12 protein-coding genes and 1 riboswitch are annotated in these 13099 nt (G+C 39.9%); of the genes, 11 read left to right on the top strand and 1 reads right to left on the bottom strand.

Features of this window, described 5'->3' with window-relative positions; all coding sequences use genetic code 11:
* The first annotated feature begins 41 nt into the window (after positions 1 to 41).
* The 4 genes from AYR53_RS02925 (at position 42) to AYR53_RS02910 (ending at position 4543) form a co-directional block, all read left to right on the top strand.
* Complete coding sequence (locus AYR53_RS02925) at positions 42 to 1250, top strand: acetate/propionate family kinase (RefSeq protein WP_068279491.1); 1209 nt, start codon at positions 42 to 44, stop codon at positions 1248 to 1250.
* 408 nt (positions 1251 to 1658) lie between these two features.
* Positions 1659 to 2963 carry an ammonium transporter gene (locus AYR53_RS02920; RefSeq protein ID WP_068225938.1) on the top strand — a complete coding sequence of 435 codons (1305 nt, stop codon included), beginning with the start codon at positions 1659 to 1661 and terminating at the stop codon, positions 2961 to 2963.
* A gap of 104 nt (positions 2964 to 3067) precedes the next feature.
* Entirely contained in the window at positions 3068 to 3442 is a 375-nt protein-coding gene (gene gloA2 / locus AYR53_RS02915; protein ID WP_068225939.1) for an SMU1112c/YaeR family gloxylase I-like metalloprotein, read from the top strand.
* 147 nt (positions 3443 to 3589) lie between these two features.
* Positions 3590 to 4543: an aldo/keto reductase gene (locus tag AYR53_RS02910; protein ID WP_068225940.1), complete on the top strand. Its 954-nt coding sequence runs from the start codon at positions 3590 to 3592 to the stop codon at positions 4541 to 4543.
* Between the two features lie 354 nt (positions 4544 to 4897).
* Here AYR53_RS02910 and AYR53_RS02905 read toward each other — a convergent pair whose 3' ends face one another.
* Positions 4898 to 5377: a GtrA family protein gene (locus tag AYR53_RS02905; RefSeq protein ID WP_068225941.1), complete on the bottom strand. Its 480-nt coding sequence runs from the start codon at positions 5375 to 5377 to the stop codon at positions 4898 to 4900.
* Positions 5378 to 5549: 172 nt separating this feature from the next.
* A riboswitch (FMN riboswitch) is annotated at positions 5550 to 5685 on the top strand.
* A 203-nt stretch (positions 5686 to 5888) separates the two neighbouring features.
* Between AYR53_RS02905 and ribD the strand changes: the two genes are divergently transcribed.
* The 7 genes from ribD (at position 5889) to AYR53_RS02870 (ending at position 13011) form a co-directional block, all read left to right on the top strand.
* The gene (gene ribD, locus AYR53_RS02900) at positions 5889 to 6956 is read left to right on the top strand and encodes a bifunctional diaminohydroxyphosphoribosylaminopyrimidine deaminase/5-amino-6-(5-phosphoribosylamino)uracil reductase RibD (protein ID WP_125636171.1); all 1068 of its coding nucleotides are present in this window, start codon (positions 5889 to 5891) and stop codon (positions 6954 to 6956) included.
* A complete protein-coding gene (locus tag AYR53_RS02895) occupies positions 6957 to 7577 on the top strand; it encodes a riboflavin synthase (protein WP_068225943.1) in 621 nt (206 codons plus the stop codon).
* A gap of 67 nt (positions 7578 to 7644) precedes the next feature.
* Positions 7645 to 8850, top strand: coding sequence for a bifunctional 3,4-dihydroxy-2-butanone-4-phosphate synthase/GTP cyclohydrolase II (locus AYR53_RS02890; protein WP_068225944.1), 1206 nt, complete (start codon positions 7645 to 7647; stop codon positions 8848 to 8850).
* A gap of 31 nt (positions 8851 to 8881) precedes the next feature.
* Positions 8882 to 9358 (top strand): 6,7-dimethyl-8-ribityllumazine synthase, encoded by a 477-nt coding sequence (gene ribH / locus AYR53_RS02885; RefSeq protein ID WP_068225945.1) that lies wholly within the window; start codon positions 8882 to 8884, stop codon positions 9356 to 9358.
* A 308-nt stretch (positions 9359 to 9666) separates the two neighbouring features.
* A complete protein-coding gene (locus AYR53_RS02880; protein WP_068225946.1) occupies positions 9667 to 10302 on the top strand; it encodes an LVIS_2131 family protein in 636 nt (211 codons plus the stop codon).
* 259 nt (positions 10303 to 10561) lie between these two features.
* Positions 10562 to 11539 (top strand): Gfo/Idh/MocA family protein, encoded by a 978-nt coding sequence (locus AYR53_RS02875; RefSeq protein ID WP_068225947.1) that lies wholly within the window; start codon positions 10562 to 10564, stop codon positions 11537 to 11539.
* Positions 11540 to 11595: 56 nt separating this feature from the next.
* A complete protein-coding gene (locus tag AYR53_RS02870; protein ID WP_416361154.1) occupies positions 11596 to 13011 on the top strand; it encodes an MFS transporter in 1416 nt (471 codons plus the stop codon).
* Positions 13012 to 13099 lie beyond the last annotated feature (88 nt).

The raw sequence follows: 13099 nt of genomic DNA, 5'->3' as shown, positions 1-13099 counted from the left end.
TTATGCTTAGATAAATGTTACTGAATAAAGGGGAAATGAATATGGCAAAAATTCTCGCCATTAACGCAGGAAGTTCAACATTGAAGTGGAAATTATTTGTGATGCCAGCAGAGACCGTTCTCGCAAGTGGGATGATTGATCGTTTAGGCCTAGCAAATTCAGTTTTTACAGCTAATTATGGTGATGGTCAGACCTTTAAAATGACTAAAGATATCACAACTCATGATATGGCCGCGACTTTATTGCTTGAAGAACTCAAAGAATTAGGTATTATTGATCACTTTGAAGAAATTAGTGGTATTGGTCACCGTGTCGTTGCCGGTGGTGAGCAATTTAAGGATTCAGTTATCATTACTGAACAAACATTATCACAAATTGAGGCCTTGGCCGAATATGCACCGCTACATAATCCAACGCAGGCTTATTATATTCGAGTTTTCCAGAAATTATTGCCCCGTGTATTACAAGTTGCCGTTTTTGACACCTCACTTTACGCAACAATGCCGCAAAAAAACTTTTTGTATAGTATTCCGTATGAGTACTACGAAAAGTACGGCGCACGGAAATATGGTGCCCACGGAACTAGTCACCGTTATGTTTCGGAACGAGCGGCCGAGTTAGTTGGCAAGCCTTTAGAACAGTTAAAAATGATTACACTACACTTGGGCAGTGGAGCATCAATAACTGCATTTGATCATGGAAAGGCCGTCGATACGTCAATGGGCTTTACGCCGCTTGCTGGAATTACGATGGCCACTCGTTCAGGAGATGTCGATCCATCCTTAGTTGCCTTTTTAACGGAGAAGCTTGGTTTGAAGAACATCAATGAGATGATTACAATTTTAAATCAAAAATCCGGTTTATTAGGGTTGTCGGAGCTATCGCCGGATCAACGTGATATTGAAAAAGCCGCACCAACTAACAAATTGGCGCAACAAGCTTTAGATATATTCGTTAATCGAGTCGTTAAATATATTGGGTCTTACGTTGCAACGATGGATGGCCTAGATGTGTTGGTCTTTACGGCTGGTAGCGGTGAAAATGGGATTGGATTACGTCAAAATATTGGTGACCAACTTGCTTATTTTGGCGTTAAAGTTGATCCAGAAAGGAATCATATTCGTGGAAAAGAACAAATAATTAGTCCAGAGAGTGCGCCAGTAACCACATTAGTTGTGCCAACCAATGAAGAGCTAATGATTGTTCGGGATGTTATGCGTTTAGGTCATAACTATACGGCGCTTGATTAGCTGTAGTTAGGCACGTGAACCTAGACTTTTTACGCACGTTCTAGAGTAATGCTCGGAAATAATAAGAGGAATAAGAGGCCATGAAGTGAACCCCGGTATTGGACTAAAATCTAATACTGGGGGTTCACTTCATGGCCTTTTTTTATGCGACTAAATGTATTAATTGTTAAATTGGTCTAATCCAATTAAGTAGTAATGGTAGCTTTAATTAAGCTATGTTATCGCTTTAAAGCGGGTATTACTCTCGTTTAAACGGATATAATCAGAAAACCAATCAAAGTTAGGTTTTATAACAGCGAAGGTTATAAAAATTAGAAAATTTTATTTATTTATTAAATATGCCTTTCAATAGACGCAACTGATGTTATAATTTTTAACATTAATAATAATCTAACTGGAGGAAATTAAATGAATACTGCTAACACAACGTTCGTTATTATTGCGAGTATTTTAGTCTTGTTCATGACACCTGGATTGGCGTTCTTTTATGGTGGTTTAGTTTCAAAACGTAACGTTGTGAATACGATGTTGTCAGTTTTCTTTATTATTGGGATTGCAATTTTACTTTGGATTTCGGTTGGTTATGAATTATCCTTTAATGGTGATATTCACGGATTTATTGGAACGGTACACCATTTCTTTTTGGCCAATCTAAATTTAAAACAGTTAACGGCGACCGGAATTCCAAGAGGTTTATACTTATTTTTTCAAATGATGTTCGCGATTATTACGCCGGCTCTTTTTGTTGGTGCGATAGTTGGTCGAATTCGATTTAAATTTTTATTTTGGTTTATTGTATTGTGGTCCTTTGCTATTTATTACCCGATGGTTCATATGGTTTGGAGCCCGCACGGTTTATTAGCCAATTTAGGGATCATTGATTTTGCAGGTGGGACAGTTGTTCACATTACTGCCGGGATTACGGCGTTTGTTTTATCGGCGTTTCTAGGCCATCGCTTTAATTACGGGCAAACAACGAAACACTACAATCTGCCCTGGGTACTGTTAGGAACCTCTATTTTATGGGTTGGTTGGTATGGTTTTAATGCTGGTAGTGCTTTAGCGATCAACAATATTGCGATTCAGGCCGCCTTAACGTCAACCGTGGCCGCCGCGACTTCAATGGTTGCTTGGTTATTTTTAGATACACATTTTGTGGGCAAACCAACGTTGGTTGGTGTTTGTACGGGGACACTTTGTGGCTTGGTTGGTATTACACCTGCTGCAGGTTACGTTACAATTGGCGGCGCCTTTTGGATTGGTTTGCTGGCAACCGCGGCCAGCTACTCTTTTATTACTTACTTAAAGCCACGGATTGGTGTTGATGACGCCTTAGATGCTTTTGGTTGTCATGGCGTGAGCGGAATTATGGGAAGTATTGCCACCGGCCTATTTGCGACGAAAACAGTTAATTCAAAAATTCCAGAAAATGGGTTGTTTTATGGCGGTGGTTTTAAATTATTTGGGGTACAGTTATTGGGTACATTGCTAACCATACTTTTCGTTGCAGTGATGTGTGTGCTGGTAATCAGTTTATTACGATTAGTAATTAAAATGCGCGTTGATGAAACAGAAGAGCGAGTTGGCCTAGATCAAGGAGAACATGGTGAGACGGTTGATTACACAGTAAAAATAAATAATGATTTTGTTAATTATGAAGATGAGTTTAAAGGGCAGATGGCGAATTTTCACCACAAACCAAATCATCATTAAACCTTCGCCAGACTAATGCGCTAGCTACTTTTACAAACACCGTCTAGTTATTGGCCTTCTTTTCCATTAGAATAAAGGTAATTAGTTTTAGTGGAGGGGTTAAAATGCGTTTTCAAAAAATACACCACATTGCGATTATCGGTTCGGATTACACGCGAACTAAAAAATTCTACGTTGATCAATTAGGATTTCAGGTATTGGCTGATCATAAGCGAAAATCTGATCGTAAATTAGATCTGACCAATGGTGAAATTGAATTAGAGATCTTTATCAAGGCTAATAGTCCCACACGGCCCAGCTACCCAGAGGCTTTAGGGTTACGACATTTGGCCTTTAAAGTGGCAAGCGTTGTTGAAACTAGCGCCTGGTTAAATGATCAGGGAATTAAAACTGAACCAATTCGAAAAGATGCCTTTACTAATGAGGCAATGACCTTCTTCTTTGACCCCGATGGACTGCCACTTGAGATTCACGAATAGCAGATTAATTGAGCGTTGTAAGTTTTTAAGCGCCCATTCAAGCGCGCTTAACTTGTTCTTCGTTTGGTGGTTGGCGTATACTTTACAAGTAAGGCTACCAGTTTTTACCGTTACCGGGCGCTTTAATTTGATGAAAGGTGTGATCTTTTGAAGAAAATTAATTTAGGTGGCAGTGGCTTGCAGGCCTCTGCAGTTGCACTAGGAATTATGCGCATGGATGCCTTGACTACTGCTGATGCAGCTAAGGTTATTGAGACCGCGGTTGCTAATGGTGTTAATTATTTTGATTCGGCCGATATTTATGGGCAAGGTAAGTCAGGAAAAGTCTTTGGGGAAGCACTGCAACAGTCTTCCGTTAAGCGTGAGGATATTTATATTCAGTCTAAAGGCGGCATTATTGTGTCACCTGAACGCAGCCATGGTAGTGAAGTGTTTGGTAAGCGCTATGATTTTTCGAAGCAACATTTAATTGATGTTGTTGATCAAGAGCTACAGCATATGAAAATCGATTATCTTGATGCGTTTCTTCTACATCGTCCCGATCCTTTAATGGAACCTGAGGAAATTGCGGCGGCGTTTAATACGTTACAGGCTAGTGGTAAGGTGCGCCACTTTGGCGTTTCTAACTTTAATCCCCGTCAAATTGAATTGGTGCAACACTATACGAAGCAACGTCTGTTAATTAATCAGTTACAATTTAGTATTATGCATACCGGAATGATTGATTTTGGCATGCACGTTAATATGACTGATCCACGAAGTATCAACCATGATGGTGGTGTTTTAGAGTATTCACGCTTACACGACATGACCGTTCAGGCATGGTCACCTTATCAATACGGAATGTTTGCTGGTGTTTTCATTAATAATCCTAAATTTCCGGAACTGAACGCTAAATTACAAGAAATTGCGGGCAAATATAATGTAACCAAAAATGCCATTGCAACTGCGTGGATTTTACGGCACCCGGCTCAAATTCAAGTTATTTTAGGTTCAATGAATCCACAACACATTACTGAGTCCTTGGCAGGCGCCGATGTTGATTTAACGAAACAAGAATGGTATGACGTTTATTTTGCTGCAGGCAATGATTTACCATAAGATGAGACCGTTTTGGCACGTTAATCCAAACTTTTGGCACACGTTCTAAAGTAATGTTTGGAAACAATAAGTGGCCAGGACTTTTGTCCTAGCCTCAATTATATATTTTCAGTTATAAAGTGGAAGCTGGTTAAAATTACCAAATCTTGATTTAATCGTTTCTGAATGAGCTACTTTAACCCTATCTCCGTGCATTCCTGGTCATTAATTGCCAAAACAAATTTACCCATAAAGGTCGTTTTTCAATGTTTTTGTAAAGTACTAGCATTGAAGATCTTTATGGGTTTTTGTGTCCGTTTAAAGTATTCAGTTATAATTACCGTTCAGCTTTTACAAAGAAACGTGGAGAAAATTTTATTCTTTTTTGCGTTGATGGAAAATGATTTGCCGTAGCCATTTTTTTAAATGGTGGTGGTGTAATTTGGTGTGATTACTCGCTTCAAAGACCCAGCGACTAAAAAGGTAATTTACAATGCCAACAATAAGTTGGTCAGCAATTTTTGTTGGCATACTGGCCAGTTTCAGTAAACTAATGCCACTAAACATAATCAGCGAATCAATACCCAGTGAAAATATCCGAAGTGATAAAAAGGAAACTAATTCACGCTGTAACGCCCGCCAGCTAGTGTATTTTGAACGAAAAACGAGCGATTTATTTGTAAAGAAGCCAAATAAAGTGGCAATTAACCACGCTAATGCATTTGCCAGCAGGTATTGAATTAGAAAAAAATGGCGGAAGAGCCAGTAAGCTAGAATATTGATGATTGAAGCAAGGAAGCCAAAAACCATATAGCTAAAGAAATTATGGTAACGATAAAGTAACTTTTTAAGCATCTTTTGGGCTCCTGTTGGAAGAATTTTAGACTTAATAAACAATAGCAGTTTGTGAACCTGATGAAAAGTAATTTTAGTAAAATCTATCATGATTAGTTAAATGAATCTTTATACAAAAAATAATAGACTTGACATTTGGCAAATACCTTTGCATACTGTAGGCAAGTTGAATAGATTTCTTCGGGGCAGGGTGAAATTCCCGACCGACGGTGATAACGTTTTTACGTTTAAGTCCGTGACCCGCGTTTGCGGTGGATGCAGTGTGAATCTGCAACCGACAGTTAAAGTCTGGATGGGAGAAGAAAAAAGTTTACGGCTGCTTGGCGTTTTATTTAGCTAGCTTCCGTTTAGTAATGAATAGTTAGATTTTGTAGTTATAAGTTTTGACTACTAGAATTATTTGTTATTATCACACTTTTTTAGACTTTGGTTGTTATGGCTGAAGCTCCTTAACGTATTTTAGGTGTGCCCCACATTTTTGTGGGGCATTTTTTTATGCAGAAAAGAGAAGGTGATCGGAATCAATTCAACTAGTTACATGCGTCTGGCGCTTCACGAGGCGCTAAAAGGACGTTATCTTACCTACACCAATCCAATGGTAGGCGCCGTTTTTGTTAAAAATAACAAGATTATTGGTGTTGGGCACCACCTTGGTTTTGGTTATGAACACGCTGAAGTTAACGCGTTTCACAATGTTCAATCCCCCGAAGAAGTTAATAATTCAACCCTGTACGTCACGTTAGAGCCATGTTCACATTTTGGTAAAACGCCACCTTGCTGTCGGCAACTTGTTGCTTGGGGAGTAAAGAGGGTCTATATTGCCCAGAAAGATCCAAATCCTTTAGTCGGTGATAAGGGAATTAGTTATTTACGGGAACATGGTGTTGAGATTCATCTTGGTTTAGAACAGGCCGCGGCCGAACAACTTAATCAATTTTATAATTTCTTTTACCGGCAACAAAGGCCGTTTATCACGTTGAAAGTGGCACAAACCTTGGATGGTCGTGTCAGTTTAGATGGTGAGCAGCGTACTTATTTAACTGATGAAGTTGCCAATCAGGATGTTCAAAAATTGCGCGGAGATTATCAGGCTATTCTCGTTGGCAGTGGAACTGTTTTAGCAGATGACCCTAAATTAACTGTGCGCCACCAGCTTAAATACCCACCAGTTCGAGTTGTACTTGATCGCCGGGGCCGGGTAACACCAGTGCAGCAAGTTACTGATGATGCGGCACCAACTTGGCTCTTTACTGAAAATCAAAAAAGTACGGCAAAATTAGCCGATACAGCCGTCAAGGTCTTTTATAGGCCTAAATGGACAATTAAACTAGTTATTCAAGAATTGGCCCAGGCCGGAATTCAATCTGTTTTGGTTGAGGGTGGTCCCCAGCTTCATGATGCTTTTTTACTTGCCAATAATTGGCAGCGCTTAATTGTTTATCAAACCAATCAATTAGCTGGCGGTACTAGTTTGGCCGCGTTTCAATCACGACGGCAGAGTACAGAATTAACGACACTTGAAATTAGATCCGTTAAGAAAATTGGTAACGCAATAAAAATTACCGGGGAGATGGCGTGAATGTTTACCGGAATTATTGAAGATATTGGTCGAATTTATCAGGTTAGAAGGCAACGGGAGACAATCAAATTAGGAATTACAGTTACTAATTTAGATTTAGCGACCACACAAATTGGAGCCAGTATTGCGGTTAACGGTGTCTGTTTGACAATCGTAAGTCGGCAAGGACAACGATTTGTTGCTGATGTAATGCCAGAGACCTTTCGCGTCACTAATTTAGCCAAATTGATTATTAATGATCAAGTTAATTTGGAGCGAGCACTACCAGTTAACGGGCGTTTTGAAGGGCACATCGTCTTAGGACACGTAGATCAAACAACTACTATTGTGCAACGCCAGCAAGATCAATCCGCGATCGTGGTCACTTTTAAAACACCGGCCGCGTTGATTCAACAAATCGTGACGAAGGGATCAATCGCCATTGATGGCATTAGTCTAACTATTGTTGAGGCCAATAGGCAAACTTTTAAAATAGGTTTGATCCCACATTCGCAGCAAGAGGCAACATTAGCGGCTAAAAAAGTAGGTAATCTGGTTAATCTTGAAACGGATATTTTAGGAAAATATGTGATGCAGCACTTAAAAAGTACTGCAAAAGGGCATCTGGTAGGCACACTGTAGAAATAGTCAATTGCACTTAATCCAAAATGAACGATTAGTTTTTAACAATTAAACTGAGGTGAAAGTAATGGATAATGAAAAAATAGAACAAGCAATTACTGATTTAAAAAATGGTAAGTTGATTTTAGTTGCTGATGATCGTAATCGAGAAGCCGAAGGAGATTTTGTTGGTTTAGCACAATTTGCTACTGGGGCAACGTTGAACACAATGGTTACTCATGGCCGGGGACTTGTTTGCGCACCGATGACGGCCACGGTTGCTAAACGGTTACAACTTGAGCCAATGACGCAGCATAATACTGAAACTTACGGTACGGCGTTTACGGTTAGTACAGATCATAAGACGACAAGCACTGGTATTTCAGCGTTTGATCGCGCAACTACAATTAAGGCTCTCAGTGATCCGACGGCACGGCCTGATGCTTTTGAACATCCGGGTCACGTTTTTCCACTCGTTGCTAAGGCGGGCGGGGTTTTAAGTCGACGCGGGCACACAGAGGCCGCCGTTGATTTAGCCCAAATTGCTGGGGTTGAGCCAGTTGCCTACATTTGTGAAACACTTAATCCTGACGGAACAATGGCGCGCTTACCGCAATTAGAGAAGTTGTCCCAGCAGTTAGGTCTGACCTTGATCACAATTGAAGAGTTGACCGCCTATCGTTATAGTTTGAACCAATCCGTTGTGACGGCGGCTGAAAAGGTCAAATTGCCAACACGTTACGGTGAATTTGATTTAACGGGCTATACATCCGAAAAGGATAGCCAAGTTCAATTATTTCTGACTAAAGGTAAACTGGATACAATGCAGCCAGTGCTATTACGGCTGCATTCGGAATGTTTTACTGGTGATATTTTTGGTTCAGAACGCTGCGATTGTGGTGAACAACTCCACGCTTCAATGGCACAAATTCAGCGCGCTGGGAACGGTGCTTTATTGTATTTACGCCAAGAAGGGCGGGGAATTGGATTACTAAATAAATTGCACGCTTATAAGTTACAGGAGTCTGGCTATGATACTTATGACGCGAATATTGAGCTTGGTTTTGCGCCAGATGAACGAGAGTACGGATTGGCGGCAGCCATTCTTCACGTCCAAAAAATTACACGAGTTCGCCTGATGACTAACAATCCCGCTAAAGTGGCGGCCTTAGAGAAATACGGAATTGAAGTTGTGGAGCGAGTACCAGTTGAGGTTAAACCTCGTCCAGAAAATATTAACTATTTAAAGACCAAGCAAGCCAAATTTCACCACATTTTACATTTAGCACAATAAAATAAATGAGTATTTTAGGAGGAAATTAAAAATGACTATTTATTCAGGTAACTTAACTTCAAAAGATGTCAAAATTGCAATTGTTGTTGCACGTTTTAATGAATTTGTAACGAGTAAATTATTAGGTGGCGCACTGGACGTTTTGGGACGGCACGAAGTAGCAGCCACGGATATTGATACTATTTGGGTTCCAGGTGCATTTGAAATTCCGGCGATTGCCAAACTATTGGATGCGTCCGGTAAGTACGATGGCATTATTACGCTTGGCGCTGTCATTCGCGGCGAAACTAGTCATTATGACTATGTTTGTAACGAAGTATCTAAAGGAATTGGTAGTTTAGCTTTAAATGGGAAAACACCGATTGTCTTCGGTGTATTGACAACGGAGAATGTTGAGCAGGCTATTCAACGTTCAGGAGCTAAGTCAGGTAATAAAGGTAGTGATGTTGCAACTAGTATTTTGGAAATTATTAATTTAAAGCGGCAATTAGTCACGGCAACAAAATAAGTTAACAGAAAATTATTACGTTTCCTGGTTTAGGCATAAAATCGCGTGGCAAATTGAAGTGAATGTTGTAAACTGATTATAAGGAATTTTCGATTCAGAAAATAAGCGATTTAATCAATCTGAACGTGATCTTTAAATTAAAAGAATTATGATGGAAGTTAGAATAATAGCCTTGAGTTTGCTAAGCCATCATTTTCTAGATCCGTGTGGCCGGCTATTGATCATAGATTTAAGGAAAAATGGTGGCCGATTAAACTTGCAAGTTTAACTGGACGTCACAGATTTTAAAGGAAAACGGAGGAAACGTTTTGGACGCTGTTAACTACATTGGGATTGCCTTTTGGCTTATTGTCTTAATCTTTATCTTCTTTACATTTCATAATATCCGTGTGCGCCGTTTAAAGCGGATTGTTGCCGGAGAAAAGGGCTTTTATTGGCCAGGATTCTTACTGTCTGGCTTGTTGATTGTCATTGCTTTTGCTGGTCTATGGTTAGCGAGTTACGCAACATTCTTTAGAAATGTTGATTTGACTGATAAACAGGAAATCAGTTTAAGTTATAAGTATAAGCCATTAGTGATGTCTTCTATTAACGGTCGCTTTTACGATGTTAAGGTTGAAAATGGCAACGGTAAGCAACCAACGCAATATTACACTTATTGGGTTGATGGGGCTCGTTACCAAATTTCAAGTAACAACGCAACGATTGTTTCAGGTGCACACCCCATGAATGTTAGTGCTGGTAATTATCCATGGAAGCATGATGAGTTGGCTAAGCAGGAAAAGAAAACTGAGCGGACTTTTGTTGCAACAATGACGGCAACTTATAAGTCGAATTTTATGAATGGATTGGGTATTCGAGCTGGGCGCAAAGCAACAACCTTTTCAATGATTCGTGTACCTAACTCATCGGTTATTTACATTAAAAAAGATAATTCTAAATAGAAAAAAAGCCGCTATTGCAGGAGAATTCCGCATGTAGCGGTTTTTTTCTATTTAGACGTTTAATGGATGTCGCTTTACTAAAAAAGCGTGCTAAGATAAGTCTAATGGTTGCGATGGGAGTGGAACAACAGTTGGTTTGGGTTCACTGCATAACGTGGGCTAACCTAATAGCCACACTATGATTACTAGATTAGCTGTAGTCGTGTTTGAAAAAAGCAGCTTCCTGAACACTTTTCAGACACGCTCTAAGGAGGTTTAAATGACATTACATTATGGCATTATGGGGGCAGCATCAATTGTACCGCGCTTCATTGCTGGTGTTGCTGCTAGTAAATCAAGTAAAGTTGTTGCGATTGCGGCGCGAAATGAAAAACGAGCGCAGAAAATGGCAAATGACTGGCAAATTGCAACGGTTTATCCGGATTACCAAACATTATGTGCGGCACCTGAAATTGACGTGATTTATATTCCGCTGTACAATCGTGCGCATTTTAACGGTGCCAAATTAGCGTTGGAAAATGGTAAAAATGTACTGTTAGAAAAACCATTCACGCTGTTTGCTGACCAGGCCAGGTCGTTATTTAAATTGGCCGCACAGAAACACGTTTTTTTGATGGAAGCACAAAAGGCAGCTTTTTTGCCAATTACACAGCAAGTTAAGGCACTAGTGACTTCTGGTAAATTAGGTAAGATTCACTATCTTGATTCCCAGAGTAGCCACGCCGGTGCAGCTACCATTCCTTGGTTTAATGATCTGGCCAGTGGCGGTGGCGCTTTTTATGGCAGCGCCGCTTACCCACTAGATTATCTTCAGGTTTTGCTCGGTTCCGCTGGTATCACTGGTGTAACGGGGCAAAGTATTCACGTTGGTAATGAAAGTGATCGTCAGGCCAGCGCGCTGATAAGTTTTGACTCGACTTTGGCCAGTATTTTTATAACCAGTACGTTTGACCTGGCTAGTCAGATGGTTATTCATGGTACAAAAGGTAAAATTATTATTCCTAATTTTTGGAAAACGGATCATGCATTTGTTACGCTAAATGATCAACCCACTAAAAGGTTAGCTGTTAAGCAACAAAGTGAATTTAGTTTTGAAGTTGACCACGTCGCAACCTGTTTACAAAAAGGGGAATTGGTGAGTCCAATAATGACGCCGGAAATCACAATTCAAACGTGTCAGATTATTGAGACGCTTTACCGAAAATGGTACATAAATTATGATCAACTTATGAGATAGAAAAATTGGTGTAATCAAGCGCATAATTAAGCGCGCTTGATTGCTAAGTACAGGACTTGAGCTTAGTGAAGAAACATACTGAATGGCTATTACTTTTTGGAACAAGTTTAGTTTCGTTTATGGGAACTTTAGATGCTAGTGTTGTTAATATTGCGATGCCAGATATTGCGGCAACATTACATATTCCGATGAACGTCGTGGAATGGGTTGCATCAGTTTATTTAGTGACAATCTGTGTCTTGTTACTTTTTTGGGGTAAATTATCTGATCAGATTGGCCGCGTGAATATTTTTCAGGTTGGGACACTAATTTTCATTCTTGGGTCAGCAATTTCTGGTTTTAGCTCGAGCTTAATTTGGCTTCTGATTGGTCGAGTTATCCAGGCTTTTGGAGCCAGCATGACGATGGCAACCAACTTTGGTATTATTACTGCTATTTTTCCAAAAAATATGCAGGGGCGTGCTTTCGGATTAAATAGTTTAGTATTACAAGTTGGCAACGTTGCTGGTCCTGGGGTTGGCGGGATTATTTTGTCGTATTTAAATTGGCACTGGATATTTTTCATTAACCTGCCAATTGGCGTTGCTGTATTCGTACTTGATTGGGCCATTTTTAAGCATGAAACCATTGTTTGGACTGATATTTCGGTTGACTGGCAGGGCTTTGGTTTGTACGCAATAATGATTATTTTATTCTTTGGAATGATTTTTTATGCCCAAGTTGTGGGATTCACTAATCCAATTAGTCTTCTATTACTTGCGGTGGCAATTGGATTACTGGTTAGTTTTATTTGGACCGAGCGGCATGTGGCTAACCCAATTATTCAATTAAAAGTATTTCGAAAGGCTAATTTTACGATTGGTCTAATAAGTGCCATGCTCGTTTACATCGTTGGCTATTTTTCTAACGTTATTATGCCTTTTTATTTAGAACGAACGCTAAATATGGCCCCCAAGGCAGCAGGCTTATTATTAATGGGTATTCCGTTGGCCAACGTTATTGCAGCACCAATTGGTGGTTATTTAACGGATAAATACGGAGCTGTCTTAATTTCATTTTTCGCGTTATTTATTTTTGTCATACCGCTCGTCTACTTCCAGCTAATCCAAATTACCTGGGCCGTTGGTTTAGTCTTTATCGTTATTTTATTTTTGGGGATTGGAAATGGTATGTTTCAAAACAATCCAATGATTATGGCCAGTGCACCACAAGCGTATCAAGGAGTTGCTGGTAGCCTGGCAGCATTGGCGCGTAATATCGGGATGACTATTGGATTAAGCGTCGCTACGACGAGTCTTTACGCCGGAATGAGCATGAAGGCGGGGTATAAGCTAACAACTTACCCAGTAGGCCATCCAGCGTATTTTATGGTCGGAATGCATTTTTCGTACGGTCTAGCTCTAGGTTTAATTTTAATTGCAATAGCTTTGGTTGGTTGGGTCTTGAAAACAAAGGGACCGTGGCCAGTTTAATTATGGGCTAAGATAGCGCTTGCAAAATAGAGTGAGTTAAGCTCATAATTGAGTCAAAGCATTATTAATATAGTCTGATAGTAAAAAT

The sequence above is a fragment of the Loigolactobacillus backii genome (genome assembly GCF_001663675.1).
In the GTDB taxonomy this organism is placed as follows: domain Bacteria; phylum Bacillota; class Bacilli; order Lactobacillales; family Lactobacillaceae; genus Loigolactobacillus; species Loigolactobacillus backii.
The sequence above is the reverse complement of the archived record's forward strand: the minus strand, read 5'-3'. Positions and strand labels throughout refer to the sequence as shown.

Coding starts and splice junctions, on each gene's coding strand:
- AYR53_RS02925 (WP_068279491.1), top strand. CDS start 42: ATGGCAAAAATTCTCGCCATTAACGCAGGAAGTTCAACATTGAAGTGG.
- AYR53_RS02920 (WP_068225938.1), top strand. CDS start 1,659: ATGAATACTGCTAACACAACGTTCGTTATTATTGCGAGTATTTTAGTC.
- gloA2 (WP_068225939.1), top strand. CDS start 3,068: ATGCGTTTTCAAAAAATACACCACATTGCGATTATCGGTTCGGATTAC.
- AYR53_RS02905 (WP_068225941.1), bottom strand. CDS start 5,377: ATGCTTAAAAAGTTACTTTATCGTTACCATAATTTCTTTAGCTATATG.
- AYR53_RS02895 (WP_068225943.1), top strand. CDS start 6,957: ATGTTTACCGGAATTATTGAAGATATTGGTCGAATTTATCAGGTTAGA.
- AYR53_RS02890 (WP_068225944.1), top strand. CDS start 7,645: ATGGATAATGAAAAAATAGAACAAGCAATTACTGATTTAAAAAATGGT.
- ribH (WP_068225945.1), top strand. CDS start 8,882: ATGACTATTTATTCAGGTAACTTAACTTCAAAAGATGTCAAAATTGCA.
- AYR53_RS02875 (WP_068225947.1), top strand. CDS start 10,562: ATGACATTACATTATGGCATTATGGGGGCAGCATCAATTGTACCGCGC.